Source organism: Frankia sp. CcI156, from assembly GCF_001983015.1.
Lineage (GTDB): Bacteria > Actinomycetota > Actinomycetes > Frankiales > Frankiaceae > Frankia > Frankia casuarinae.
In genome coordinates this window covers 1-1320 of the sequence record NZ_MOMD01000139.1, presented here as the reverse complement: position 1 = coordinate 1320, position 1320 = coordinate 1, and the positions used below count along the sequence as shown (strand labels likewise).

The window sequence follows — 1320 nt, the reverse complement described above, 5'->3', positions numbered from 1 at the left end:
GGGGGATCCGATGACCTCGACCGATCAGGGGGGCAGGACCGATCAAGCGAGTAGGACCGATCAAGCGAGTAGGACCGAGCAGGGGAGCCGGACCGGGCCGGCGGGCAGACCGGACGACCGCACGGGCCTGCTCCGTCTGCCCGTTCTGCCGCATCCCCGCCACCCGCTGGAGCGTCCCGAGCGGACRGGCGGTTCGGCCGCGGAACCGGTCGGTTCCCGGCTGGACGTCGGGCCACAGGTGTCGGTCGTGATACCCACCCGCAACGAGGCGCGCAACGTCGAACCGCTGCTGCGGCGCCTCGACGAGGCGCTGCACGGCCTGTCCGGAGAAGTAATCTTCGTTGACGACTCCGACGACGGAACGCCCGAGGTCATCGCGCGCGTCCGCCCCTCGGTGCGGTTACCGGTACGGGTGCACCACCGGACCCCGGCCCAGCGGGTCGGCGGGCTGGGGGGCGCGGTCAGCGAGGGCTTCGCGCTCTGTGCCGCGCCCTATGCGGTGATCATCGATGGGGACCTCCAGCATCCGCCGGAGACCATCCCGGCGCTGCTCGGCACCGCCGTGGAACATGCCGCCGATGTGGTGATCGGCAGCCGGTACGTGTCCGGCGGCAGCGCATCGGGGCTCGCTGGAAGCATGCGGCACCTGGTCTCGACGGGGTCGAACCGGTTGTGTCGGTGGGTCTTCCCCCGTCGGCTGCGCGGCGTCTCGGACGTGATGAGCGGCTTCTTCCTGGTACGGGTCGCCGTCGTGGACCGGGCCGGCCTGCGACCGGACGGCTACAAGATCCTGCTGGAGCTGCTCGTCGCGTCCGGACGGCTGCGCGTCCGCGAGATCGGGTACGCCTTCGCCGAGCGGCACGCCGGGACCTCCAACGCCTCGCTGACCGAAGGCGCCCGCTTCGCCCGGCGGCTGTTCGCGTTGCGGGTTCCGAAGCCCGCGCGGTTCGCCCTGGTCGGGGCGTCCGGGACGGTGCCGAACCTGCTTGGCACCGCCGTGCTTCACCACGTCGGCTTGCACTACCTGGTCGCGGCGATCGTCGCGACCCAGATCGCCGTCGGCTGGAACTTCCTCGGCTGCGAGCTCCTGGTCTGGGATCGGGAGACGGGTTCCCGGCTGCGTCGCTATCCGGCGTTCGCGCTCATCAACAATCTCGATCTGGTCATTCGGCTGCCACTGCTCGCGGTGCTGGTCGGGCGATGGCATCTCGGCGTCGGCATCTCGACCCTGATGTCCCTGGCCGCCGCGGTGATCGTCCGATACCTGGTGGTGGATCGGCTGGTGTACCGGCGACGGGCGGTGTCTGAGCGGGCGGTGTC

At 70.8% G+C, this 1320-nt stretch carries 1 protein-coding gene; it reads left to right on the top strand.

The window, feature by feature from the left end; genetic code table 11:
* Positions 1-238 precede the first annotated feature (238 nt).
* Positions 239-1320: glycosyltransferase family 2 protein (locus CcI156_RS23725; RefSeq protein WP_254847597.1), on the top strand; the 1082-nt coding region annotated here is incomplete at its 3' end.